The sequence below is a fragment of the Nocardia abscessus NBRC 100374 genome, assembly GCF_000308455.1.
GTDB classification, from domain to species: Bacteria; Actinomycetota; Actinomycetes; order Mycobacteriales; family Mycobacteriaceae; genus Nocardia; species Nocardia abscessus.
In genome coordinates this window covers 161167-182234 of record NZ_BAFP01000274.1, presented here as the reverse complement: position 1 = coordinate 182234, position 21068 = coordinate 161167, and the positions used below count along the sequence as shown (strand labels likewise).

The window sequence follows — 21068 nt, the reverse complement described above, 5'->3', positions numbered from 1 at the left end:
TCTCGGTCACCGTTCCAGACTAGAGCAAACACTCTAGAGCGATCGCTCGGATGGAGGCGGACATGCCTGTTGTCGAATTACCCGCGGGCCGGATGCACTATGTCGAACGGGGCGAGGGGCCACCGGTCGTCCTGCTGCACGGCCTGCTGATGAACCACACGCTGTGGGACGAGGTGCTCGACGCACTTCCCGCGGGCTTCCGGTACGTGCTGCCGGACCTGCCGCTCGGTGCTCATCCCCTGCCGCTGCGTCCCGGCGTCGACCTGAGCCTGCGCGGCCTGAATCAGTTGGTCGCCGATTTCCTCGCCGCGCTGGAGCTGCGCGACGTGACGCTCGTGCACAGCGATTGGGGCGGCGCGCTGTTCCTCACCGCCTACGGGCTCGACCAACGCGTCGGCAGGTTGATCGTGCTGCCGTGCGAGGCATTCGACAACTTCCCGCCCGGTCTGCCGGGCAAGATGGCCACCGTCGCCACCTACCTCCCCGGCGGGATCTCGCTGGCGCTGCGGCAGTTACGCGTTCGGTGGCTGCGCCGCTCGCCGCTGCTGTTCGGCTGGATGGCGCGGCGCCCGCTGTCCGACGCGCTGGTGCGCGGCTGGACCGAGCCGGGGCTGCGGAATGCCCGAATCCGGCGGGACCTGCTCGCCTACACCAAGTCGGGCTTCCGCAAGACGGAACTGATCGCGAACACCGAAGCGCTGCGCGACTTCCAGGGTGAGGCGCTGATCCTGTGGTCGTCGGCGGGCAAGGTGATGCCCCGCGAGCACGGGCGCAGGCTCACCGCACTCATCCCGAAGGCGAGGCTGGTCGAAATCGATGACGCGTACGTCCTTTCCATGCTCGACCAGCCCGCCGCGGTCGCCGAGGCGATGTCGGCGTTCCTCGTCGGGCAGCACGCCTCGCCGGAGCCGCCCACCCGCTGATCGCGTGGTACTCACGCCTCGACGGGCACCAGCGCCGGTGGCGGTATGACGATCTTCGGGGCCTCCGACGGTTCGTCGGTCGTGCGCCGCCGTGTCCGGTGGTATGTCCATTGCAACAGGCCGAGCCCGATGAGTCCGGCCGCGGTGGTCGCGATCCCGATTCCGCTGCCGGGTGGACGCCAGTCCACGACCAACTCGGCGCCGTCGGTGCCCGCCGGTACGTCCACGGTGAGGAAGACGCCACCGATCGTGCCTGTCGCCAACTCGCGCCCGTTCAGCGTCACCCGATGCCCCGGCCAGGCGAGCCGGGCGAACACTATGCGCCCACCACTCGCCGAGCTGACCACGGCCCGGGTCGTGATGTCGTCGAGGGAACTCTCCGACTCGGCGGTCACTCCCGCGGTGTGGGCGATCGCCCCGTCGCGGGCGGACGCGAGCCCGTCGGCGCGTTCCAGCACCCAGATGTGATGCTCGTGTCCCGGATAGTCGGCCCACCGCCAGCCCGGGGGCGCTGGGCGGTCGCGGGCGTCCGGGTACTGCGTGCGGTGCAGGACCACCCGATCGACCTTCATCAGGTCGACGATCCGCGCCCCGGTGACGGGTTCGGTCGCGAAGGCACGGCGGAACGCGTCGGGGCAGGTGCTGCCGTCCCACGCCATGCACAGCATGCCTGCGAAGGCGGCGTGCCCGATCGGCGTATAGGCGTTGACGTAGTCGAGTCCGAGCGCCTTCGCGTAGTTGCCGATGGCCAGCGAGCCGTACGCGCCGGCCAGGTTGCGGTCCTCGGGGCGCACGGCGGCGCGGTCGGCCAATTGCAGAGTGAGGCCGTCGAAATCGGGGAAGGCCGCGCGCATCGCCGAGCGCCGCTCCGGGAAGTCGTAGGACATCGGCGTCATCGGCGCACCGGCCACCTGCGCATAGGCGATGGGGAACATGGCGAGCACGGCCAGTGCGCACGCGGCGGCGGCGCCCCGGTGGCGGGCCAGCCATACGGCGGCGGCGCCGAGCGCGCCCACCGCCAGCGCCCCCGCCACGTGCCGCAATACCAGTTCGGGAGCGGCCGAGACCGACCGCACGAACAACAGCCCGATCAGCACGGCGGCGGCCGTGGCACGGCGGCGCGAGGCGGCGAACGTGCCGTAGCGGCTCAGCGCGACACAGACCAGCACGAGCAGCACGATGGCGAGCATCGGCAGCACCCGGGCAGGCCAGCGCAGCGGACCGATGGCCCCGGGCCCGGCCGTCCACATCAGCACCGCCACCGCGAAGAAAATCGGGCCGCTGAAATCCCGTACGGCGGTGCGCGCGGCACGCCAGTCGACGAACGCGAGCGCCGGGATGAGGAACCAGGCGATGTAGACCATCGGCAACGGCTGGACGTGACCCCACCAGGCGGTGAACGCGGGGGTCGTGCTCGGCAGGCTCGCGTTCAGCGACTCCGACCACGGCACCGTCAGGAACGGGTCGTTGTGGATCTGTACGCTGCCGCGCCAGGTCACTTGCGAGGACAGGATGCCGGACAGGTTCGCGATCGCCGCGGTGAGCGCCGCGCACCCTGCCGCGAGGCACAGCCGCACCGCGGGCGCCCACCGGCGCTGATGCACGACCTCGCCTGCCGCGACCGCCACGATGATCAGCGCCGATTCCACCGCGGGGAAGGCGTATTGGACCGTGAGCGTCAGGTAGAGGAAGACGAAGACCGGCAGCGGTCCGCTCCGGCCGCGGGTGTACTGCACCGCCGACGCCCAGGCGTGCACCATCCAGGCGGTCGCCACGTGCGGCGTGAACCAGCTGGCCTGGTCGAAGAACAGGAACCAGCCGCTGAGCGGGAACGCGATACCCGCGACGGCGGCCCATCGTGGACGGGCGCCGTAGGCGAGGCAGATGCGGAACACGCCGAGCGCGGCGATGATCGAGAAGACGAGCTTCACCGCCGTCGCGTAGGCGGCGAGATCGTCCATCGACGGCGCGAGGAGATAGACGAGCAGCTGCGGCGGATTGAACAGCGCCGCCTCTTCCAGCGTGTAGTTGCCCGCCATCCACTCGTGCGGGACCAGCGCGGGAAAGCGGCCCGCACGCAACAACTCTCCGAGCATCACCCACATCGGGGCGTATTGCGCCTCGGTGTCGTCGGTGTAGTAGTGCCTGGCGTCGGCCAGCAGCACCGACACATATCCGGCGATGACTCCGACGACGGTCGCCGCGCCCCAGACGTAACGCTCTTTTCTCGGTCCGGATGCCGCGGCAGTACTCACAAGGCGCGCAGTTTAGCCGCGCCGGGTGAACACGCGACGACCGGTTCGCGCCTTATGTCCCAATACTCGATGTCGGGCGCTCCATCGAATCTCCGCGATTCACGCTTCGTCCGGCACACCGAGGACTCCCCGGCCGATCACGCCGGCGATCACCTCCGTCGAATACGCCATGAGTTGACCGGCTTGGGCATCGCGCAGGTGGCGTTGGATCGGCGATCGCTTGAGATACCCCGAAGCGCCGCCGATCCGGACGCCCAGCTGCGCCACCTCGACCGCGACCTTGTTCGCTAGATACTTGGCCCGGGAGAGGTTGTCGAAGAACAGCGGGATCCCGTTGTCGGCCTGCCACAGCGCTTGCTCGTAGAGCGTGTGTGCCGCCGCGAGCCGGATCTGGGCGTCCGCGACCTCGTATTGCACCCACTGCTGGTGCGCCAAGGGCTTGCCCAGGATCTCCCTGGCCCGTGCGTGCTCGACCAGCGCCTCCAGTGCCGCATCGGCGATTCCCAGCGAGATCGCGGGCAGACCGGCCGGGATCACCGCGAAATCCCCCGGGCGCGGAGCGCGACCGCGGTACTCGGCACGCAGAACGGTGTCGTCGAACGCCAGCAACTGACTACGCGTCGCGCGCAGGCCGAGGGTGTCCCAGATCGGGATGATCGACACCGTATCGTCGGGGACCACGCCGAAGAACGCGGGCTCCCCGTCCACGAGCGCGTTGACCAGCAGATAGTCGGCGATCTCACTGCCGGACACGAACCGCTTCGCCCCGCTGAGCGACCACCCACCCTCGATCGGCACGGCGATCTGCTGCGGCTGGAGAAAGCGGTTTCCGCTGGCCGGTTCCGACAGCGCGTTCGCGAAATGCCTGCCGGCGCGGAACTCCTCGGCGAAGAACGATCCCGATGTGTCGGTGGTCAATTCCGCGAGGGCGACACCAGCCCCCGCGTGCATCGTCCAGATCGTCGCGGTGGACGGATCGGCTTTCGCGAGGATGCGGACCAGGCGCCCGAGCCCTTGGTAGCTCAGACCGGTGCCACCGGCCGGCTCCGGCAGGACCGCCCGGTTCACCCCCGCGCCGTGCAACGCGTCCAGATGCTCCACGGCGAGTTCGGCGCGCTCGTCGTAATCGGCCGCCACGGCGGCGAACCCGGCCGCCAGGTCGGCCACCCGGTCGAGCAGTTCCCGCTCGCTGTCGCGGACCGGAAGAAAGAAATGCGCGTTCGTCACGAAATGCTTTCTGGTCGGAGCGAATCGGCGGACGAGACCGCCGCATGGATTCGTTCCGAGAGTACGCAGTGCCAGCGGCGGCTTGCCTTGACATCGACGAGAAGGTTTAGCGTTGCGGTGACGAAGACGAGGGAGGACGGATGCGCATCGGCGAACTGGCGCAACGGGCGGGCACCAGCACGCGCGCCCTGCGGTATTACGAGGAGCACGGCCTGGTCCGGCCGCACCGCGCCGCCAACGGGTACCGCTCCTATGACGACGCGGAAGTGCTGATCGTGGCGAATATCCGCGAACTGCTCGGCGCGGGCTTCGACCTCGACGAGATCCGCCCGTTCGTCGCCTGCCTGCGGGCGGGTAACGGCTCCGGCGACGTCTGCCCGGACTCGGTCTCCACGTTGCGGCGCAAGCTGGCCGAGGTCGATTCGTACCTGGAACGGCTGGAGCACGTCCGGCGTCACCTGAACGACCGGCTCGCGGCGGCCTGCGAGTTCGACCGAATCGAGGAGCAGCGGTGAAATTCGCGGTCAGCTACAGCACACCCTTCTTCGGCGTCGACCCGGATCGGCTGATCGGCTACGCCCAGCACGCCGAGCGCTGCGGATTCGAGGGGATCTACCTGCCCGAGCACATCGCGTTGTACCCGGGCGCCACGGTCGGGCCGATGGAGATCACACCGTCGGTCCCGTTCGCCGACCCGCTCGACGCGTTGAGCTTCGTGGCCGCCGCGACGGACCGGATCCTGCTCGGCACCGCCGTGCTGCTGCTGCCCTATCACCATCCGGTGGTGCTGGCCAAACGCCTCGCGACGATCGATGTGCTGTCCAAAGGACGGATGCGCCTGCTCACGGTCGGGTTGGGCAGCCTGCCCGGTGAGGCGCAAGCCGTCGGCGTCGATTTCGCCGGCCGCGGCCGCCGCGCCGACGAGGCCATCGACGTGCTGCGACTGCTGTGGTCCGGCGACGCCGACGGAGTGAGCTTCGACGGGGAGTTCTTCCGATTCGAGAACCTGTGCAGTTTTCCGAAACCGTTCGGGGGCGAGCCGTTGCCGATCCATGTCGGCGGATCGAGCCGTGCCGCGGCGCGGCGCGCCGGGTCCCGCGGCGACGGCTACTTCCCGGGCGGGATGCTCGGGCCGGCCGAACGCGCCACCCAACTGGAGATCGCCCACGCCGCGGCCGGAGCAGCGGGTAGGACCACCGAGGCGTTCGACTACACGCGTTGGGGCTCGATCGACATGCCGGTCGATCGGGTCGAGGGACTGGCCGAAGAGGGTGTCACGCGTGTCGTGGTGAGCGCGAGCACCGGCGACCTCGAGCGCGCCCGCGACGAGCTGTCCGCCTTCGCCGATCGATTCGATCTTGCGAACGCACGAAAGTAGCGTTCGCGCAGGCATCCATGGCGGGAACCTCCTCAGACGGCGTGGCCCGCAACCAGATCCGCCACCGAGTGATAGTGCAGTGTCTGCGCGGGATGCCGCACCACGGCGGCGTCCTCGGGTTCCAGCAGCAATCCGACGTGATCGCCGAAGTCGTAACGCTCGCGGATCCGGGCGCTGAACCAGCTGGGCACCGTGCTCAGCACCGGAATGCCACCGGGGCCGGGATGCCAGTCGCAGTGCACGAATTTGTCGATATCGTCGCCGGTCTCACCACCGAAAAGCCGGGCCAGCGAGAGCTGTTCGCTGCTGAGCACATGCACCGCGAGCCGGTCGGCGCGCTGCGCGACCCGGTAGGTGTGGTTCTTCTTGGACAAGCCGATCAGGAACCGGCGCGGCTCGATGCTGACCTGCGTCGCGAAGCCGACCAGACAGCCCGCGCGCCTGCCCTCCGCCTGCACGGTGACCAGCAGGACGGGATAGTCCGCCGCCGCGACCACCGCGTCGAACACTGCGGTCCGGTCTTCGGTAGCCATCGGTCCTCCCAGCGTGATGCGACGTCTTTCCCGGATGCCCGCGCGATCATCACGCAAACATGCCGGACGAGCAGCGCTCACCCGATAACCGCGGCGGCAGGTCGTCTGAGACGCCGACGCCGGCAGGGGTGGGGCGCCCGTGCGACGGCCGTGTAGATCAGCTCATTCCGATCCACATCCCGTGGATGATAGTCCACCACAACGGCTTCCGCGCCGACACTGAAAATGCATAGTGGCGGTCGCCACATTGCGAGCGGACCTACGCGCGCCCCCGGCCGCACCGGGGGCGCGGATCCGCCGCTAGTCCGCCGGTTCCAGGTACACGGGAAGCCTGGCGTGCCCGTTGGAGATGAAGCTGGACACCGTGCCGAGTTCGGCGGGTCCGGCCGCCAGGCGCATGTTCGGGAAGCGCCGGAAGAGGGCGGGCAGGGCGATTTCGGCTTCCATCCGGGCCAGCGGCGCACCCAGGCAGTGATGCGCCCCGTAGCCGAAGGCCAGGTGCTCCTTGGTAGCTCGCCGCACGTCGAACTCCTCGGCGGTGGCGCCGTGCAGGTTCGGGTCCCGGTTGGCCGCGGCGTAGGACGCGAGAATCGGCTCGCCCTTGGCGATGCGCAGGCCGTCGATCTCGATGTCGTCGGCGGCGAAGCGCAGCGGCAGGTGCGCCACCGGCGCCTCGTAGCGCAACGCCTCCTCGATCAGATCGGTCCAGGTCGCGCGTCCCTCGGTCACCTCGGCGCGCTGCTGCTGGTGGGTCAGCAGCGCGAACACGGCCTGGTCCAACAGATTCACCGTGGTCTCGTGCCCGGCGCTGATCACGAGCAGCAGCGTATCGATCAGCTCCTGCTCGGTCAGCTGCGAGCCGTCCTCCTCGTCGCGGTGCGAGATGAGCAGGCTGGTCATGTCGTCGGCGGGGTTCTCGCGCCGATGGGCGACGAGCTCACCGAGGATCCGGTACATCTCCAGGTAATTCGCCTGCGACTCCTCCGGTCCGAGCGAAGTATCGAAGATGCCGTCGACGCACTTGCGCAGGCCGGCGTTCAGGGATTCCGGAACGCCCATCAGCACACTGATGACCTGGATCGGCAGCGGATAGGCGAACCCTTCCCTGAGGTCGACCGCTTCGCCCTGCGGTGTCGCCGCGAGCTCGGTCAGCAGATTCGCGGTGATCTGCTCGATCATCGGCCGCATCGCCTGGGTGCGGCGGTGCGTGAACGCGGGCGCGACCAGTTTGCGCAATCTGCGATGGTCCGTGCCGTACGCGGTGAACATGTTGTTCACGGCGACCCACAGGAACAACGGCCAGTCCTGGGGTATCTCGCCGTTGATGAACGCGGGCCAGTGCTGCTTGGCATCCTTCGACACCCGGGGATCCGCCAGCAACCGCTTGAGCACGCCGGCGTCGGTGACCGACCACGCCTGCACGCCGCCGGGCAGTTCGACTCGGGCCATCGGCCCGCGCGCACGGATTCGAGCGGACTCACCGTGGATGTCGGCGCCCGTCGGGTCGAGGACTAGGGGCTGTGTGTCCATCGGGACTCCTTAGAAGACGGTCAGCGGAGGGGATTTCGGAAAGATGACCGGCAGCGACACCAGAGCGCGGTGGAACGGGCCGGGCCGCCAGTTCAATTGGCCGGGCTCCACGGCCAAGCGCAACTCTGGCAACGCGTCGAGGATCTGATCGATGGCGTCCTGGACCACCAGGTACGCGGCCGATCGGGCGGGACAGGCGTGCGGGCCCACGCTCCAAGCCAGATGGGCGCGGCTATCGGTGCGTTGACCGACCCCGATCGCCGGATCGTTGTTGCAGCCGGCCATGCTGATCACGACCGGCTGATGCGCGGGCAGCCAGACGTCGTCGATGAGGATCGGCTGCCTCGGATAGCTGATGCAGTAGTTCGCCATCGGCGGGTCGTTGAACAACACTTCGTCGAGGGCGTCGCGGGTCGAAAGGCTCCCACCGAGGAAGTCTCCCGCGAAGCGTTCGTCGGTGAGCATCAGCAGCAGCGTGTTGACGATCAGGTTCTGCATCGGTTCGATTCCGGCGCCGTAGAGCGTCACCAGCTGATGGATCATCTCGACGTCGTCCAGGCCCGCGGTGTGCTGCAACAGCCTCGAGGTGATGTCGTCGCCGGGCTCTTTGCGCTTCATCTGCACCAGTTCGAACAGCGCGTCGGTGAGCATCGCGTTGCCCTTGTCCGCGTTGACGCCCTCGAAGATGGCGGCCATGCCGGTCGCGACCTGCTGCCCGATGTCCGGCGGGCAGCCGATCATGGCGTTGAGCACCGCGAAGCTGACCGGGAATGCGTACTGACTGATCAGATCCGCCGCTCCGTCCTGGCAGAAGGCGTTGATCAGCGGAATCGCGATCTGCTCGATGGTTCCGTGCAGCGCGTGCAGATCGACCCCGGCGATGCTGGCGACGTTCGCCTGCCGGTAGCGCAGATGCGCCAGGCCCGAGCTGCGCAGCGCGTTCGGACGCCACTCCAGCATCGGCAGCACCGGGCACTCGCCGGGGATGTCCTTCTGCCAGGTGCGCGGATCGGCCGGAAAGTGATCCGGATCGTTCAGGATGCGCAGCGCGGTGTGGTAGCCGATCACCAAGGTGGCCGGCACGTTCGGCGACAGCTCGACCGGAACGAGCGGACCGTACTTGCGGCGCATTTCACGGTAGGCCTGGTGCGGATCCTCCGCGTATTCCTGCGAATACAACGGGTAGCGCGGACCACCGGTGTCGATCGGCGACCCGTGCGGCACGGGGCACCCGCTCACGGAGGTGGACGGTGGGAAGTGTGGCGTGGTCAAAGACGAAACTCCAGAAGAACGAACTTTCGACGAACGCGATCGCACGGCGCGTGCCGCGACGGCGCAGGTCGACGTGATGCGTGGGAATCGGTGACAGGCCGGCGCACACCCTCATCAGCTGTGTGCACGACGACCTCTGAGCGGCAACCTCCTTCTGGAACGGAATACGACAAGCTTCAGCTCGCCGGACGGGCTAGGACGCCGGGCTCTGCTCCGGCTGGTCGGAGAAGACGAGCATCGGCGGCGATTCCGGGAAGACGACCGGCAGGGCGGCCAGCGAGCGATGGAACGGACCCGGCCGCCAGGTCAGCTGCTCGGCGGGGACGGCCAGCCGCATCTCGGGCAACGCGTCGAGCAGCTGATCAATGGCATCCTGGGCGATCAGATAGGCCACCGACCGGGCCGGACAGGTGTGCGGCCCGACACTCCACGCGAGATGAGCCCGGTTGTCGGTGTATTGCCCCGTGTTGATCGCCGGGTCGTTGTTGCATCCGGCCATGCTGATGACCACCGGCTGGTGCGCGGGTAGCCAGACGCCGTCGATCAGGATCGGCTGGCGCGGGAACGTGACGCAGTAATTCGACAGCGGCGGATCGGTGAACAACACCTCGTCCAGCGCGTCCCGTGTCGAGAGGCTGCCGCCGAGAATGCCGCCCGCGAACCGCTGGTCGGTGAGCATCAGCCGCAGCGTGTTGATGATCAGGTTCTGCTGCGGTTCGATGCCCGCGCCGTACAGCATCAGCACCTGCTGCACCATCTCCGCGTCATCGAAATCGACGGGGTGGCGCAAGATGCGGGTGACGATGTCGTCGCCGGGCTGCGACCGCTTGAGCGCTACCAGGTCCGCCATCGCGTCGTTGAACATCGCGTTGCCCTGCTCGGCCTCCACGCCTTCGAACATCGCCGCGAGTCCCATCGCCGCCCGCTGCCCGATGTCCGACGGGCACCCGAGCATGGCATTGATCACCGCGAACGACAGCGGGAACGCGTATTGCGCGATCAGGTCGGCCGAGCCATCCCCGCAGAAGCTGTTGATCAGCGGAACGGCGATCCGCTCCACTGTGGTGCGCAGTGCGAACTGGTCGATCTCCTCGATGCCCGCGACCGTGGCCTGCCGGTATCTGGCATGCTCCAGGCCGGAATTGCGGATCGCGGCGGGACGCCACTCGAGCAGGGGCAGCACCGGGCAGTCACTGGGCACGGTCCGCTGCCACGTCCGCGAATCGGCCGGGAAGTGGTCGGGATCGTTCAGGATGCGCAGCGCGGTGTGATATCCGATCACGAGCGTCGCGGGCACGCCGGGGGACAGTTCCACCGGAACGAGCGAACCGTACCGTCTGCGCATTTCCCGATAGGCACTGTGCGGGTCCGCCGCGAAATCCTCCGAGTACAGCGCGACCCGTGGGCCGTCCGCGCCGACCGGTGAACCGTGCCGGACCGGGCAGCCGCTGGAGGTGGACGCGGACGAGGACTGTGGGTGGGTCAAAACGTGACTCCAAAGTCGGAACGTTCGACGAGCAGGGTGGGCACATACGACACCCGTGCCCCGGTGCTCGGGATACGAATTGCCGTGTGGGCGTGGCGATTTCGACTTTACGCCGAATTCCGCCGGGGCAGAGCATATCTCGTGCGCCAGATCGACGCGATCGGGACGGGTCCGCGTACACCCCCATGCGGCGAAACACCTCTGCCCGCGTATCCGCAACGGATACGCGGGCGGCCGGGTCCGGATACGGGACTGCCGAGCCCCGATGCCGGGCAGGTGTGATCGAGATGTCCTACTCCGCCGCCTCCAGTAGGACCGGCAGCTCGGAGTGGCCGTTGGAGATGAAGCTGAGCACCGTGCCCAGCTCGGACGGGTCGACCGCGAGGCGCATATCGGGGAAGCGACGGAAGATGGCCGGAAGGGCGATCTCGGCTTCCATCCGGGCCAGCGGCGCGCCCAGGCAGTGATGCGCCCCGTACCCGAAAGCCAGGTGGTCCTTGACCGACCGGCGCACGTCGAACTCGTCCGCGGTCACACCGTGCACCTTCGGATCGCGGTTGGCGGCCACATAGGAGGCCAGGATCGCCTCGCCTTTGGGGATGCGGACGCCGGCGATGTCGATGTCCTCGACCGCGTAGCGCAGCGGCAGGTGCGCGACCGGCGCCTCGAAGCGCAGCGACTCCTCCACCACGTCCGACCAGGCGAGCCGGCCCTCCACCACGTCGGCACGCTGGTCCGCGCGGGTGAGCAACGCGAAGATGGCCTGATCGAGCAGGTTCACCGTCGTCTCGTGCCCGGCGTTGATGACCAGCATCAGGGTGTCGACGAGTTCCTTCTCGGTCAGCTGCGAGCCGTCCTCCTCGTCCCGGCTGGCGATCAGCACGCTCGTGATGTCGTCGCCGGGGGTCTCCCGCCGGTACGCCACGAGTTCGCTGATGAGCCGGTACATCTCGAGATAGTTGGCCTGGGCCTCCTCCGGCCCGAACGAGGTGTCGAAAAAGCCGTCGACACATTTCCGCACACCGGGGCCCAAGTCCTCGGGCACACCCATCAGCTCGGTGATGACCTGGATCGGCACCGGATAGGCGTAACCCTCGCGCAGATCGACGGCCGTACCGCGCGGGGTCGCCGCGAGCTGGTCGAGCAGGCCGGCGGTGATCGCTTCGATGCGCGGTCGAAGCGCCACGGTGCGGCGATGCGTGAACGCGGGCGCGACCAGCTTGCGCAGCCGCCGATGTTCGGAACCGTAGGCGGTGAACATATTGTCGACCGCCACCCAGGGGTGCAGCGGCCACTCCTGGGTGATCTCGCCGTTCATGAACGCCGCCCAGTGCTGCCGGGGATCCTTCGACACGCGCGGATCGGCCAACAGGCTCTTGAGCACGACGGCATCGGTGATCGACCACGCGGGCACCCCGCCGGGCAGCTCCACCAGGGCCACCGGCCCACGCTCGCGCAGCCGCGCGGCCTCGCCTTGGATATCGGAACCGGTCAGATCCAAGACTATCGGCTCTTGCGACATCGGACGCTTCTCCTTACACCACGTTCAACGGAGGGGACTTGGGGAAGACGACCGGCAAGGCCGCCAACGCCCGGTGGAATGGGCCGGGCCGCCAGACCACTTCATCCACCGGCACGGCCAATTGCATCTCGGGGAGAGCGTCGAGCAGCTGATCGATGGCTTCTTGAACGACCACGGACGCCACGGATTTCGCCGGGCAGGCGTGCGGTCCGACGGCCCACGCCAGATGCGAGCGGTTACCTGCGCGGTCACCGCCGCGGATCGCCGGGTCGTTGTTGCAGGCAGCGAGGCTGACCAGCACCGGCTGGTGCGCGGGCAACCAGGTGTTGTCGATCAGGATGGGCTGGCGCGGGTAGGTGATGCAGAAGTTCGCCATCGGCGGGTCGTTGAACAACACCTCGTCCAGCGCGTCGCGCGTCGACAGGCTGCCGCCGAGGACCTCACCGCCGAAACGGTCGTCGGTGAGCATCAGCAGCAGCGTGTTGGTGATCAGGTTCTGCTGCGGCTCGATTCCCGCGCCGTAGAGGCTGATCAGGTTCGAGAGCATCTCCTCGTCGTTCAGGTTGGCCGAGTGATGGGCCAACCGGGACGTGACGTCTTCGCCCGGCTCCGAGCGACGCTGCTGGATCAGCTCCATCAGGGCCGCGGAGAGCATCTCCATGCCCCTGGCCGCCTCGACGGTGTCGAAGAGCATGGCCATGCCGGTCGCGACCCGCTGCCCCAGTTCGGTGGAACAGCCGACGATCCGGTTGAGCACCTCGAAGACGAGCGGGAACGCGTACTGCGTCACCAGATCGGCGGAGCCTTCCGCGCAGAAGGAGTTGATCAGCGGAATGGCGATGCGCTCGACCATCGAGTGCACCTCGTGCAGGTCGATGGCATCGATGCTGGCGGTATAGGCGCCCCGGTAACGGGCATGCGCGGCGCCGCTGTTGCGCAGCGCGTTCGGGTACCACTCCATCATCGGGCGGATGGGCGAGTCCTCGGGAATGTTCTTCTGCCAGGTGCGGGGATCGGCCGGAAAGTGCTCCGGATCGTTGAGGATCCGCACGGCCTCCTGGTAACCGATCACCAGCGTGGCGGGAACTCCGGGCGACAGTTCGATCGGGACCAGTGAACCGTGGCGCCTGCGCATGTCCCGATAGGTCCCGTGCGGGTCGGCCGCGAATTCCTCCGCGTACAGCGGAATCCTCGGACCGTCGGTATCGATCGGCGATCCGTGTGCGACCGGGCAGGCGCCGCTGGATAGGTTCGTGGGGTAGGTCGAGAACTGTGGCGTGGTCAAATGCGAGACTCCAAACGGTGGAACAAGAATTCGACTAGCGTGATCAGCGAACGCAGGCAGGTGCCCCGGTCGCGCGCGTCCAGCAACGTCAACGGTGTGCCGGGTTCCAGATCGAGGGCATCGCGCACCTCTTCGAGCGGGTAGGGCCGCGCGCCTTCGAACTGGTTGACCGCCACCGAATACGGGACGCCGCGTTCCTCGAGCACCGACAGGACCTCGTCGGACTTCTCGATGCGGCGGGTGTCGACCAGCACGAGCGCGCCGAGCGCACCCCGGGCCAACTCCTCCCACAAGGGGACGAAACGCTGTTGGCCCGGCGTGCCGAACAGGTAGAGCGCCAATTTGGGACTGAGCGTGATGCGGCCGAAGTCCATCGCGACCGTGGTGTGCGACTTGCCCGGCAGCCCGGCCATGTCGTCGACGCCGACGCTGGCTTCGGTGATGGTCTCCTCGGTGCGCAGCGGCTTGATCTCCGAGACACTGCTCACGAAAGTGGTCTTGCCGACACCGAAGTTGCCGGCCACCAGCAGTTTCACCGAGCGGGTCACGGTCTCCGGCACGTAGTCGACAGCGCGATCAGACGGCGAGAGCACGGAGCCCATTGAGTACCTCCTCCAGCAGAGCGATCTCCGGCAGGGACTCGGCCGGGGTGGGGGTGACCAGGTGCCCACCGTCCATGAGATCGGACGCGACGATCTTCACGACGGACGGCGGCAGATCGAGGTACGCCGCGATCTCCGCGATCGACAGCGCACCTCGGCGGCTGCACAGGGCCATGACCCGGCGCGCGTCGGGCGACGCGCCGGGAAGTGGATCTTTGGCGGTCAGGACCAAAGTGACCAGGTCCAGCTCGCGAGTGGGACGCGTACGCCCTCCGGTGCGCACATAAGCCCGGACCAGGTCCGGGTCGCGCCGCGGTTTGCTCATGACGGGACCTCGCCCCAGCTCGGCCCCGTAATGCCCAGCGGCGCAGTACCTTTGACTCGCTCGCCGCGCTCGATCATGGCATTTCGCTGCCGTCTACGCGCCTGCGCGGCTGGCTGCCCAGCTCGCGTCCGACCCGGCCGGCCAGCTCGTTCATCCGGTGCGCGACCAAGCCCACATCGATCTCGTTGGTGGTCGCGACGCCGAGTAACGCGCCCTCCCCCGCCGCGGTGATGAGGATCATTCCCTGGTCGTACTCGGTGATGTTCTGCCGCACTCCGTTGGCGGAGTCGCCACAGAATTCGCCGAGCGCCTTGCCGAGCGAGCGCAGGCCGGAGGCCGCGGCGGCGAAGCGTTCCGCTTCGTCGCGGGCGATCCCCGTGGAGTGCGCGATCCGCAGGCCGTCGTCGGACAGCAACACCGCGAACCGCACACCCGTGATGCTGAGATCTTCGAGTAGCCAGCCCAGTTTGTTGCTGCTGTCGGTCACGGGTGTGGCCATCAGGATGTCATCCCTTCCGTGTCATCAGATGCGGCGGCGCGGCCGCTCTTGGAGCCGGTATGCCAAGCTGCGGCGATCTCGGGGCGAGCGAGGCCCGGTTCGGTGCGCGGCCCGACCGGCGCGAGCGCGACCGTTCGGCGTCGCCGCTTGGGTAACCCGCCGCTGGTGATCTCGCTCAGCGTCAGCGGCTGCTCGTCCTCGCCGGGCTGCTCGCTCGGCGCGTCCTGCGCGGGAACCGTGACCGGCTCCGGTTTTGCCTCGGTCACGGGCGCGACCTCCTGGACGTTCTGCGGGGTGACCAGCAGCGACTCCGGGATGTAGACCATCGCGCGCATGCCGCCGTAGACGTTCGGGCCGTCGATGTAGACGGTGAAGCCGTAGCGTCGGGCCAGCGCGGCGATACCCGGGAAGCCGACCTTGGGCGACGGGCCGAGCTGGTGGATGTCGACGGGCCGCTCGTGCGCGAGCACCTGGCGGGCCTCCTCCATCTGCTCGGCGTTCATCCGCACGCCCGCGTCATCGATGATGACGGTGACGCCGTGATGGCCCTCCTGGAAGTTGACATCCACATAGGAGGTCGGCGGGGAGTACCGCAACGCGTTGTCCAGCAGGGTCGCCAGCGTGTGCACGAGCGGTTCCACCGCGCGGCTGATCACGACGCGGTCGAGCTGGTTGGGCCGCACCCGCAGGTATTCGCGGACACGGCCGATGGCGCCGCCGACCACGTCGGTCAGCGTCTGCGCGGGCCAGCGGCGGCCGGGCAGACCACCGCAGACGATCACGTAGGACTGCGCCTGACGGATCATCTGCTGCACGGTGTGGTCGATGCGGGTGAGGGTTTCGTACACCTGGTCGTCGCGATGCTCGCGCAGCGCGGAGCTCACCACCTGGCTCACGTCCGCGCCGAGACTGACCACGGAGGTGCCGAACGAGCGGACCGCGGCGCTGGTCGCCTGGCGCGAGGCGGAGGACACCTCGTTGCGCGCGGCCTCCTCGGCGGCCTTGATCGCCTGCTGCGCTTCGTTGTTGGTCAGGTCCCTGGTCTCCGAGCGGATCAGGCTCAGATCGTCGGCGTATCGCTCGGAGATCCAGCGCAGGATCTGCGCGAGCCGTGAATTCTCCATGCCCGCCTGGACTTCGACCGGGGGCACCTGCGACTCGAACCGGCGGATCGACTCGGCCACCGCGGGTAACGTGGTGGCGGCGAACCGCTCGAGCGTGTCCTCTGTCGCGCGCTGTTCCCTGGTCACAGCCTCGAGCTTGGCCCGCTGAGCCCTGGCATACTGTACTGCGTACAACGCCCCCGCTACGGCGATCACCAAAGCGGCGGCGAGGATCCATGAAAGCACCACGGCGATATCTTGATTCATCAGTTCTTTCGTCGTTGACTGGTCTCGAGGAGTCGGCCCACTGCCATCCTGCTTCGCTCGCCTTCCCTCGCCTGCCGACCATGAACGGACCGGTCGGTGGGGTCCGCGTCGGAGTACCGGAACCCGCGTCGACGTCGGCACTCACCGAGAGTGCCTATCGCACAGTGCCCGCAGGACAGGCGATTACACGTCAATCGCCGACCGCTCGGATCGTGTCCGAACGGTAACCAGAACCCGACCATTCGCACATTAGCAGCATTCCAACGAAGTCTCTGCCGATCCCACCGACACTTTCGTTTTCCCGGAGCTGGGACGATAGGTGCCGGAGATCGCGACATAGCTGCGCAATGATATTGGGTTTCCCCGCAATCCGCCGGGGCCCGGCTGCCCTCACCACCGGGCGGACCGTCGGTACCGGATACCATGCGCCCATGGCAAAGCTGAAGGTCTCGGTCGATGTCCCGATTTCGCCCGAGGAGGCCTGGGCGCACACCTCCAACCTGGCCGAACTCGACAAATGGCTGACCATGCACGAGGCATGGCGCGGTGCGGTGCCCGCCGAACTGACCGTCGGCACTCAGCTGGTCGGCATCGCCTCGGTGAAGGGCCTGCGCAACCGGGTCACCTGGACGGTGCGGGCCGCCGAACCGCCGCGCTGCCTGCGACTGACCGGCGCGGGCAAGGGTGGCACCAAACTGGGCTTGCAGCTGCTCGTCGCCCCGAAGGGCTCGGGTTCGGAAGTCACCGTCGACATCGAACTCGGCGGCGCGCCTTTGTTCGGCCCGATCGGCTCCGGGGTAGCCCGTGCGGTCAAAGGGGATATCGAACGCTCCCTCGACCGCTTCGTCGCTCTGTACGGCTGATTTCGGCGCTCACCCGCCGAGGGCGTCGAAGATCTCTTCGGCCCGGTCGCGGGTGCGATACATGTTCCACGCGGCCTCGGCCAGGTCGTCCGGATCGAGCGTGTGGCCTTCCGCGCTGCCGAAGCGCGCCGGGTCGGCGGTGACCATGGCGTGGATGTCGCCGCGTTCCACGAGGCCGCCGATGGTCAGGGTGCCCGCGTAGAGGTTGCGCTCGCCCAGCGCCGCGTTGAGCGTGAGCGCGTAATTGCGCAGCGCGGCAGCCGCGAGGGCGAGGTGGCCGAGCATGGGCATCGGCCGGACGCTGGACAGGCCACCCGCGAAAAGCAATGCGCCGTCCCCGCGATCGAGCATGCCCGGTAGCACCTCACCGACCACGTCGACCGCGGGCCACACCCACTCGAACGCGGATTGCGCCGTGGCGGAATCGATGTCGGTGATCGGCACCGGCTGCTGTGTCGGACCCGGCCCGTAGTAGACCATTCCGATCGGCCCCGCCCTGCGGATGTCGCCGAGTACCGCGCCGAGCCGCGACCGATCGGTCACATCGGCGACGTGGGCGGTGGCGTCGATGCCGCGCGCCGTCAGGTCCGCCAGGTACGTGGGGTGCCGCGCGTCGCTGCGCGAGATCAGCGCGACGCGGAACCCTTCCCGCCCGAATCGCCGGGCCATCGACATTCCGAGACCGGGGCCGACGCCGACGATCAGGGCCGTTCCACGGTGTGACATGGATTCTCCTTAATTTGAGGCCCCCCTCGATTTCTCACCGTAGCACGAATTCGAGGCGCCCCTCAGGTTTTGTAGAATGCCCGGGTGACCAAACCCCTGCGCCGGGACGCCGCCCGTAACCGGGAGAAGTTGTTGCGGTCGGCGGCCGAAGTGTTCACCGAGCAGGGCCTCGAGGGTTCTCTGGAGGAGATCGCGCGCCGCGCGGGCGTCAGCATCGGGACGCTGTACAACCATTTCCCGACCCGCGACATGCTCATCGACGCCCTCCTGCCGCCGCGGCTGGCGGCGGTGGACGAGATCGCCGCCCGCGCGGCGGCCGAGCCGGATGCCTGGGCGGCTTTCACCGGATTCGTCGAAGACCTGCTCGGCAGGCTCACCGCCGATCGCGGGCTGCTCGAAGCGTTCACCGGAGACCATCCGGCGGCGGCGCAGCTGGCGCAGGCCTGCCATCGCGGCATGTCGCAGCTGTCCGCGGTGCTCGCGCGCGTCCGGGAAGCCGGCGCGCTGCGCGCCGACGCGACCGACGAAGACGTCGTCAACTTGGTGTGGGCGCTGTCGCTGCTCGGGGAGACCACCGGCTCGCCGTCGTGGCGCCGTGGTCTGGAAATCGTGTTCGACGGCCTTCGAAACCGGAGATGAACAGCCACCACTGGCCGCATCCCCGGGCGGCATGAGATTCCCGGCGGATCAGGGCGATCCGAAGACGACCGACCCGCCTGTCGGCACAGTCCCGAGATCACCTGCCGGACAGGTGATCTCGGGACACGCGGCTACGCGTGCACCACGGTCGCCGCGTCGACCGCTTCCGGGTTCTTCGGCTTGGTGCGCGGGAGGAAGAACGCCGGGACCAAGGTCAGCACGATCAGTACCAGCGCCACCACATAGGTCTGACTGAACGCGTCCGCGGCCTGCTGCAGACCGGTTTCGACGGCCCCCGGCGGAAGCTGGCTCGCGATGGCGGGATCGAAGTTCGCCGCGATCGCTGGACGGGCCAGCGGCTCGTTGTTCAGCAGGTTGGTCAGCACCACCGACATCGTCGCCGTGCCGATCGAGCCCGCGGTCTGGTTGACGATGTTCATCAGCGTCGACCCGCGAGCCACCTGCTGGTGGGTCAGGGTCTGGATCGCGGCGGTCATGATCGGCATCATCGTGCAGCCCATGCCGAGGCCCATCACCACCAGGGCGCCGATCATCGGGAGGTACGAGCCGTCCGCGTCGAGCTGGACGAAATAGGCCGTCCCGATCGAGATCAGCGCGATACCGATGAGCACGATCTTGCCCGGGCCGATCTTGTCCACGAAACGACCCGCGATCGGCATGCTCAGCATCGCGCCGATGCCCTGCGGCGCGATCAGCAGACCGGCTGCCAGCGCCGACTCACCCCGCACCTGTTGCAGATAGGTCGGCAGCAGCAGACCCGCTCCGAAGAACGCGATAGCGAACAGCACCATCGTGAGCACCGCGAAGGTGAGCGCGCGGTTGCGGAACAGGTGCAGGTCGATCAGCGGGTGCTCGGTGCGCAGCGCGTGGAACACGAACGCCACCATCAGCAGTGCGCCGACGGCCGCCGGGATCAGCACCTTCGCCGCGAGCACCGTCTCCTCCTCCGGAATGGAGGAGACGCCGAACAGGAACAGCGCCAGGCCGGGCGAGGCCAGCAGCATGCCGATGAAGTCGAACGACTCCGACGGCTCCGGCTTGTCGCCGGGCAGCACGATGACCGCGAGCGCCAGGGCGATCACGCCGATCGGCAGATTGATCAGGAAGATCCAGTGCCAGCTGAAGTTCTCGATCAGCCAGCCGCCCAGGATCGGGCCGCCGATCGGACCGAGCAGCATCGGCACGCCGAGCACCGCCATCACCCGGCCCACCCGCTGCGGACCGGCGGCGTGGGTCATGATCGTCATGCCCAGCGGCATCAGCATGCCGCCGCCGAGGCCCTGGATCACGCGGAACGCGATCAGCGACTCGATGTTCCACGCCGTGCTGCACAGCAGCGAGCCGAGGACGAAGAAGGTGAGGGCCATGATGTACAGCCGCTTGGTGCCGAAGCGGTCGGCCGCCCACCCGGTCAGCGGGATCACGGTGGCCAGCGCGAGGGTGTAGCCGGTCATCGTCCACGCCGCGATGGCGTAGCTGGTGTCGAATTCGCGCTGGAAGGTCGGGATCGCGACGCTGACGACGGTGATGTCGAGAATCGACATGATCGCGCCGAGCACGACCACGCCCGCGACCTTGAAGACGGCCGCGTCCAGTTTGTCGGCCGTCGGGTCGGGCCCAGCCGCCTGGGTATCCGGAGGTTGTGTCACCGCTTAAGGGTGGCACCTTCGTGGCCGTTGCACCAGTGATCGGCGATTCCTGGTGCCGGGAATTCCGCGAGCACGGCCAGCGCGGCCAGGGTCGCGGCCTCACTCGCAGGTAACAGCGGCAACCGCACCGCGGCACTCGGTATGCGGCCCTGCGCGGCGAGCACCGCTTTGATCACCGTGGGATTGGGTTCGGCGAACAGTGCCCCCGACAGCGCCGCGAGCCGGTGACCGAGTGACCGCGCCGCGCCGACCGGACCGTCGCGCCACGCGGTGACCAGCGCGGCGAACGACGAGGTGTGCACGGCGGCCGAGGCCGCGATCGCACCGGACGCGCCGAGGGCCAGCAGCGGCGCGGCGAACCGGTCGTCACCGGCCAGCACGGCGAAATCGGCGGGCCGCGCGCCCATCAGGGCGATGGTGGCGTCGTCGACGGCGCCGGCCGCGTGCTTCAGACCGATGACGTTGGGCAGGTCGGCGAGCGCGAGCAGGGTGTCGAGGCCCAGGGAAAGTCCTGTGCGATAAGGGATGTGGTACACGATCAGCGGCACCGGGGCGGCTGCGGCGAGTTCGCGGAAATGCGCGAGCACACCCGCCTCGGAGGGGCGCGTGTAGTACGGGACCACGGTGAGCGCCGCGGTGCTGTGCGGGTCGAGATCGGCGAGGGCCGCCGCGGAAGCCGCCGTGTCGTTCGACCCCACGCCCACGATCAAGGGTGCGTCGCGTTCCCGGCAGACGCCCGCGCAGACGGCTACCACCTGGGCCCGCTCCGCATCCGTCAGCGTCGCGGGTTCCCCGGTGGTGCCCAATGCGACGATGCCGGTCGCGCCGTCATCGAGCACTTCGTGGGCGAGCCGCTCCAGCGCGTCGGCGGCGATCGTGCCGTCGGCCGTGAACGGTGTGATCAGGGGAACGAAGAGACCTGCGAGCGTCATGACGACCAGCCTGACCGCTCGCAATCATCAG

Annotated in this window: 20 protein-coding genes; 5 read left to right on the top strand and 15 right to left on the bottom strand. The window is 68.2% G+C overall.

What is annotated here, in order from left to right; all coding sequences use genetic code 11:
- The first annotated feature begins 62 nt into the window (after nucleotides 1-62).
- The gene (locus ON19_RS37545; protein WP_043704620.1) at nucleotides 63-923 is read left to right on the top strand and encodes an alpha/beta fold hydrolase; all 861 of its coding nucleotides are present in this window, start codon (nucleotides 63-65) and stop codon (nucleotides 921-923) included.
- Nucleotides 924-934: 11 nt separating this feature from the next.
- Here ON19_RS37545 and ON19_RS37540 read toward each other — a convergent pair whose 3' ends face one another.
- Together ON19_RS37540 and ON19_RS37535 are read right to left on the bottom strand one after the other, a co-directional pair.
- On the bottom strand, nucleotides 935-3178 hold the full coding sequence (locus ON19_RS37540) for a hypothetical protein (RefSeq protein WP_051169758.1): 2244 nt from the start codon (nucleotides 3176-3178) through the stop codon (nucleotides 935-937).
- A 99-nt stretch (nucleotides 3179-3277) separates the two neighbouring features.
- Complete coding sequence (locus ON19_RS37535) at nucleotides 3278-4405, bottom strand: acyl-CoA dehydrogenase family protein (protein ID WP_051169757.1); 1128 nt, start codon at nucleotides 4403-4405, stop codon at nucleotides 3278-3280.
- A 140-nt stretch (nucleotides 4406-4545) separates the two neighbouring features.
- Here ON19_RS37535 and ON19_RS37530 point away from each other — a divergent pair, with 140 nt between their 5' ends.
- Both ON19_RS37530 and ON19_RS37525 read left to right on the top strand, forming a co-directional pair.
- Complete coding sequence (locus ON19_RS37530) at nucleotides 4546-4920, top strand: MerR family transcriptional regulator (protein ID WP_043704246.1); 375 nt, start codon at nucleotides 4546-4548, stop codon at nucleotides 4918-4920.
- The gene (locus ON19_RS37525; RefSeq protein WP_043704243.1) at nucleotides 4917-5783 is read left to right on the top strand and encodes a TIGR03619 family F420-dependent LLM class oxidoreductase; all 867 of its coding nucleotides are present in this window, start codon (nucleotides 4917-4919) and stop codon (nucleotides 5781-5783) included. Before ON19_RS37530 ends, ON19_RS37525 begins: the two co-directional genes overlap by 4 nt.
- Nucleotides 5784-5815: 32 nt before the next feature.
- On the opposite strand, the gene ON19_RS37520 is transcribed toward ON19_RS37525, so the two are convergent.
- From ON19_RS37520 to ON19_RS37475, 10 genes are all read right to left on the bottom strand, one after another.
- Nucleotides 5816-6316, bottom strand: a complete 501-nt coding sequence (locus ON19_RS37520) for a flavin reductase family protein (protein WP_043704240.1) — start codon at nucleotides 6314-6316, stop codon at nucleotides 5816-5818.
- A gap of 300 nt (nucleotides 6317-6616) precedes the next feature.
- The gene (locus tag ON19_RS37515; protein ID WP_043704238.1) at nucleotides 6617-7846 is read right to left on the bottom strand and encodes a cytochrome P450 family protein; all 1230 of its coding nucleotides are present in this window, start codon (nucleotides 7844-7846) and stop codon (nucleotides 6617-6619) included.
- 9 nt (nucleotides 7847-7855) lie between these two features.
- Nucleotides 7856-9085 carry a cytochrome P450 gene (locus tag ON19_RS37510; protein WP_043704234.1) on the bottom strand — a complete coding sequence of 410 codons (1230 nt, stop codon included), beginning with the start codon at nucleotides 9083-9085 and terminating at the stop codon, nucleotides 7856-7858.
- Between the two features lie 226 nt (nucleotides 9086-9311).
- The gene (locus ON19_RS37505; RefSeq protein WP_043704230.1) at nucleotides 9312-10604 is read right to left on the bottom strand and encodes a cytochrome P450; all 1293 of its coding nucleotides are present in this window, start codon (nucleotides 10602-10604) and stop codon (nucleotides 9312-9314) included.
- A gap of 292 nt (nucleotides 10605-10896) precedes the next feature.
- A complete protein-coding gene (locus ON19_RS37500) occupies nucleotides 10897-12126 on the bottom strand; it encodes a cytochrome P450 family protein (protein ID WP_043704226.1) in 1230 nt (409 codons plus the stop codon).
- A gap of 13 nt (nucleotides 12127-12139) precedes the next feature.
- Nucleotides 12140-13411: a cytochrome P450 gene (locus ON19_RS37495; protein ID WP_043704222.1), complete on the bottom strand. Its 1272-nt coding sequence runs from the start codon at nucleotides 13409-13411 to the stop codon at nucleotides 12140-12142.
- Nucleotides 13408-14013 (bottom strand): GTP-binding protein, encoded by a 606-nt coding sequence (locus ON19_RS37490; RefSeq protein ID WP_043704219.1) that lies wholly within the window; start codon nucleotides 14011-14013, stop codon nucleotides 13408-13410. The genes ON19_RS37495 and ON19_RS37490 overlap by 4 nt, the downstream gene beginning before the upstream one ends.
- Nucleotides 13988-14338 carry a DUF742 domain-containing protein gene (locus ON19_RS37485; protein ID WP_039805398.1) on the bottom strand — a complete coding sequence of 117 codons (351 nt, stop codon included), beginning with the start codon at nucleotides 14336-14338 and terminating at the stop codon, nucleotides 13988-13990. Before ON19_RS37485 ends, ON19_RS37490 begins: the two co-directional genes overlap by 26 nt.
- Before the next feature lie 73 nt (nucleotides 14339-14411).
- A complete protein-coding gene (locus tag ON19_RS37480; protein ID WP_043704215.1) occupies nucleotides 14412-14837 on the bottom strand; it encodes a roadblock/LC7 domain-containing protein in 426 nt (141 codons plus the stop codon).
- The gene (locus tag ON19_RS37475; RefSeq protein WP_043704212.1) at nucleotides 14837-16207 is read right to left on the bottom strand and encodes an ATP-binding protein; all 1371 of its coding nucleotides are present in this window, start codon (nucleotides 16205-16207) and stop codon (nucleotides 14837-14839) included. The genes ON19_RS37480 and ON19_RS37475 overlap by 1 nt, the downstream gene beginning before the upstream one ends.
- Before the next feature lie 431 nt (nucleotides 16208-16638).
- Between ON19_RS37475 and ON19_RS37470 the strand changes: the two genes are divergently transcribed.
- The gene (locus ON19_RS37470) at nucleotides 16639-17070 is read left to right on the top strand and encodes a type II toxin-antitoxin system Rv0910 family toxin (RefSeq protein ID WP_043704210.1); all 432 of its coding nucleotides are present in this window, start codon (nucleotides 16639-16641) and stop codon (nucleotides 17068-17070) included.
- A 9-nt stretch (nucleotides 17071-17079) separates the two neighbouring features.
- On the opposite strand, the gene ON19_RS37465 is transcribed toward ON19_RS37470, so the two are convergent.
- Complete coding sequence (locus tag ON19_RS37465) at nucleotides 17080-17796, bottom strand: SDR family NAD(P)-dependent oxidoreductase (RefSeq protein ID WP_043704207.1); 717 nt, start codon at nucleotides 17794-17796, stop codon at nucleotides 17080-17082.
- Nucleotides 17797-17880: 84 nt separating this feature from the next.
- On the opposite strand from ON19_RS37465, the gene ON19_RS37460 reads away from it, so the two are divergent.
- Nucleotides 17881-18435, top strand: coding sequence for a TetR/AcrR family transcriptional regulator (locus tag ON19_RS37460; protein ID WP_043704204.1), 555 nt, complete (start codon nucleotides 17881-17883; stop codon nucleotides 18433-18435).
- A gap of 131 nt (nucleotides 18436-18566) precedes the next feature.
- On the opposite strand, the gene ON19_RS37455 is transcribed toward ON19_RS37460, so the two are convergent.
- On the bottom strand, nucleotides 18567-20105 hold the full coding sequence (locus tag ON19_RS37455) for a DHA2 family efflux MFS transporter permease subunit (protein WP_043704202.1): 1539 nt from the start codon (nucleotides 20103-20105) through the stop codon (nucleotides 18567-18569).
- Nucleotides 20102-21037: a 4-hydroxy-tetrahydrodipicolinate synthase gene (dapA, locus tag ON19_RS37450; protein ID WP_051169756.1), complete on the bottom strand. Its 936-nt coding sequence runs from the start codon at nucleotides 21035-21037 to the stop codon at nucleotides 20102-20104. Before dapA ends, ON19_RS37455 begins: the two co-directional genes overlap by 4 nt.
- Nucleotides 21038-21068: the final 31 nt, after the last annotated feature.

Coding starts and splice junctions, on each gene's coding strand:
- ON19_RS37545 (WP_043704620.1), top strand. CDS start 63: ATGCCTGTTGTCGAATTACCCGCGGGCCGGATGCACTATGTCGAACGG.
- ON19_RS37530 (WP_043704246.1), top strand. CDS start 4,546: ATGCGCATCGGCGAACTGGCGCAACGGGCGGGCACCAGCACGCGCGCC.
- ON19_RS37520 (WP_043704240.1), bottom strand. CDS start 6,316: ATGGCTACCGAAGACCGGACCGCAGTGTTCGACGCGGTGGTCGCGGCG.
- ON19_RS37515 (WP_043704238.1), bottom strand. CDS start 7,846: ATGGACACACAGCCCCTAGTCCTCGACCCGACGGGCGCCGACATCCAC.
- ON19_RS37500 (WP_043704226.1), bottom strand. CDS start 12,126: ATGTCGCAAGAGCCGATAGTCTTGGATCTGACCGGTTCCGATATCCAA.
- ON19_RS37490 (WP_043704219.1), bottom strand. CDS start 14,013: ATGGGCTCCGTGCTCTCGCCGTCTGATCGCGCTGTCGACTACGTGCCG.
- ON19_RS37485 (WP_039805398.1), bottom strand. CDS start 14,338: ATGAGCAAACCGCGGCGCGACCCGGACCTGGTCCGGGCTTATGTGCGC.
- ON19_RS37480 (WP_043704215.1), bottom strand. CDS start 14,837: ATGGCCACACCCGTGACCGACAGCAGCAACAAACTGGGCTGGCTACTC.
- ON19_RS37475 (WP_043704212.1), bottom strand. CDS start 16,207: ATGAATCAAGATATCGCCGTGGTGCTTTCATGGATCCTCGCCGCCGCT.
- ON19_RS37470 (WP_043704210.1), top strand. CDS start 16,639: ATGGCAAAGCTGAAGGTCTCGGTCGATGTCCCGATTTCGCCCGAGGAG.
- ON19_RS37465 (WP_043704207.1), bottom strand. CDS start 17,796: ATGTCACACCGTGGAACGGCCCTGATCGTCGGCGTCGGCCCCGGTCTC.
- dapA (WP_051169756.1), bottom strand. CDS start 21,037: ATGACGCTCGCAGGTCTCTTCGTTCCCCTGATCACACCGTTCACGGCC.